This is a genomic window from Tissierella simiarum (assembly GCF_018917865.1).
Classification (GTDB): Bacteria; Bacillota; Clostridia; order Tissierellales; family Tissierellaceae; genus Tissierella_C; species Tissierella_C simiarum.
In genome coordinates, this window is record NZ_JAHLPM010000039.1 from 1 (window position 1) to 2,897 (window position 2,897).

Here is a 2,897-nt window from a genome sequence, read left to right on the forward strand (position 1 = left end):
TTACATGCTTTAATCTTTATTTCTTTACTATACTTTGGTTTTCTTCCCATAAAAAATACCTCCAAGTAGATAGTCTATTTTAAATTAATTAAACTGTCTACTTTGGAAGTATCATATCAAAGGCTGACTCATTTTATTTTTTATTTTACTATTTGTTTTGGAATATCTTTGATCTCTCTTTCTTCTATGACAAATTCAGATATGGACTCATATTCTTTTTCCAATTCTTCTTTTTTATTTTCTGCTTTTTTAAGAGTATCAAAATATCCTGCTTCTACTATGAATGTTCCATTTTGATCTTTTAAAATTCTTAATCCTTCTAATTCATATAATTCTTCTTCCATAATGCCTAAGGTTTCCCCAAATTCATAAGATTTACTTCTTATGGAATAGATTCTTTTATTATCTTTTTGTTCACCTGGTCTTAAGGTTACTACTACCTGTCCAGGCTCTTTATATTCTTTAACTTCATAATCAACGGCTTCATTTAAAGTAATAGAAAATCGTATCATAGAATCATCTAGTGTTATTAAACTATAAGCATCTTTTATTATATTACTGTTTTTCAATTCCTTTAAGTCTTTTTCTGCTGAGAATTTCCTTGCCCCTGAAATAGTGAAAGTTAAAGTATATGGATACTCTGAATAATCAACTTTAAAATGGCTAGCTAAGTCTTCTATTTTATCTTCTTTAGAAAAATTTATAACTATATTTTCTATATCTTTATCTTTATTTAGTGCTATAAAGTTAACATCAGTTCCATCAGTTATATTTCCTCCAATTCCGCTTCCCTTTTCAAACTTAAGAACTTGAACAAGTTTTCCTATTCCAGGTATATCAATCATGGTATTAGCAACAGCAGGAATAGTATTTATACTAATTGTAAAAATTGTAAATACAGCAGCAGCACTACCTACCCATTTCACCCATTTATTTTTTCTTTTACTCATTTGCATTTCAACTGAACCCCTTTCTATGGCCTTTTCTATATAATCATCTATATTATTAGGAATTTCTATTTTGTCATATTCTTTTTTTAATTCTTTTAAAACTTTATCATCAAACATTTTTATTCCTCCTCTCCTATACTTATTTTTAATTTTTTCAGAGTTCTATAAAGGTTTGTTTTTACTGTGTTTATAGGTTCTCCTAAAATATCAGCTATTTCTCTAATGGTTAAATCCTCAAAATATTTTAATATAATTATTGTCTTTAGCTTATCATCTAATCTATTTAGTGCATCGTATAGATCTAAATATTCTACAGAATTATAACTTTCCATCTTCGGAGATTTTTCATCTTCAAGATATAAAACCTTTTTATTCTGCTTCATGTAATTAATAGAATTGTTTATAAGTATTCTCACGATCCAAGTATCAAAGTACTCAGGATTTTTAAGAGTATTAATAGATATAAAAGCTTTATACACTGTTTCCTGAACTATATCTAGTGCATCCTCTTGATTTCTAACATAACTATATGCAATTCTATAAAGTTTTTCTTTTCTACTTTGAATTATTATGGTAAAGCTATCCTTATTTCCCTTAATAGCCTTTTTAACATTCTCTTTAAATTCCAATCTTTAATCACCTCTTCATCTGAATATATAAATCCTCATGTTTATCATTTAATATTATTTTATAAGTTTACATGTAACTTAATTTATCCTTGTTTTACATCTTCTATAATATTAGACAAGATTAAAACAAAAAAAGTTTCAAAAATATTTTTTTATATTTTTGATATATAAAAAAACAGAACCTAAATCTAGGCTCTGTTTAGCTCTATTGCATATTTAATAAATACTTTTAACAATTTTATTTTCAAATCCTTAATTTATATAGAAAAATATTTTTACATCTATAATACTCTTTTTCCTAAAGCCGCCACATAGACAACAAACTGGTCTTCTCCGTCTAATCCAAGTAATTTATTGATTTCATCATCGTCAAAAGCTGCAATGGCACAAACACCACTATCAATATTTTCTGCTGCTAAGTACAAGTTTTGACATACATGGCCTGCATCTAAATGTATATATCTATAGCCTCTTTCTCCATATCTCCATTTCATTCTATAAACAGAACTACTCCAAATAAAAGTCACAGCACTTTTTTCAATAAAGTTCTGTTTTGAACAACTAAAAACAACTTTCTCAGTTATATTTGAATCTAAATTTACTTCCATAAGTTTATGTTCTATGGCTAAATATCTATATAATCCTGGCTTTAATCCCTCTACCTTATTTATAAGTAAATAAGTTTCAAAGGAATGTCTTGCACCGGCTGACGGAACATTTCTTAAAGTTGCGGGTCTTGGTATAACTTCCTTTACTCCTTGGGTACACCATAATAGATATGAAAGTTCTTCTAATGTTAAAGAAACATCACTATATGTCCTTAAACTTTTTCTGGATTCTATGGCTTCTCTTAAATTTATATTTTTAATCTTAAGATTATTTGCTGATGGTAAATCTATTAATATTGAATCAGAATTATACTCTGATTGCAAAGGAGGTTGATCTAACCCTTTCTCTTGATCACTTTCTTCTAAATACTTGTATTTTGTTTTTTCCATGAACTCTTTTCCAATACCTCTAGACATCTTATCATCTCCTTAAATTTTTTAAAAATTGACTTTATTTAGCAATGATTACTATTAGTTATATGAAACTGAATACAACAACCCATTTTATATGATATCATTTGAACCCTCCCCCACTTATAGAAGATGGGGGATTCTTTTTCGTAAAGAAGTTTGCTATTACTTTTCAACCTGATTACTTAGGAAGCCTTATTCTTTTTGGCGTGTCCAAGTACGCCCTATGCTGAAAGCAAGTGCTCACAGTTTACATTTATACTACCTTAATCCTCACTGGATTTAAATACTCTTCATTA

General features: G+C 27.9%; 3 protein-coding genes. All 3 read right to left on the reverse strand.

Going from position 1 to position 2,897, the window contains the following annotated elements; genetic code table 11:
* Positions 1-140 precede the first annotated feature (140 nt).
* The 3 genes from KQI42_RS20535 to KQI42_RS20545 all read right to left on the reverse strand — a co-directional run bounded on the left by KQI42_RS20535 (position 141) and on the right by KQI42_RS20545 (position 2,604).
* A complete protein-coding gene (locus KQI42_RS20535; RefSeq protein WP_216522670.1) occupies positions 141-1,067 on the reverse strand; it encodes a DUF4179 domain-containing protein in 927 nt (308 codons plus the stop codon).
* A 2-nt stretch (positions 1,068-1,069) separates the two neighbouring features.
* Positions 1,070-1,579 carry a sigma-70 family RNA polymerase sigma factor gene (locus tag KQI42_RS20540; protein ID WP_216522672.1) on the reverse strand — a complete coding sequence of 170 codons (510 nt, stop codon included), beginning with the start codon at positions 1,577-1,579 and terminating at the stop codon, positions 1,070-1,072.
* Between the two features lie 281 nt (positions 1,580-1,860).
* Complete coding sequence (locus KQI42_RS20545) at positions 1,861-2,604, reverse strand: SagB/ThcOx family dehydrogenase (protein WP_216522675.1); 744 nt, start codon at positions 2,602-2,604, stop codon at positions 1,861-1,863.
* Positions 2,605-2,897: the final 293 nt, after the last annotated feature.

Bases quoted from the DNA above. Each gene is read 5' to 3' on its own strand.
- KQI42_RS20535 (WP_216522670.1), bottom strand. From the start codon at position 1,067: ATGTTTGATGATAAAGTTTTAAAAGAATTAAAAAAAGAATATGACAAA.
- KQI42_RS20545 (WP_216522675.1), bottom strand. From the start codon at position 2,604: ATGTCTAGAGGTATTGGAAAAGAGTTCATGGAAAAAACAAAATACAAG.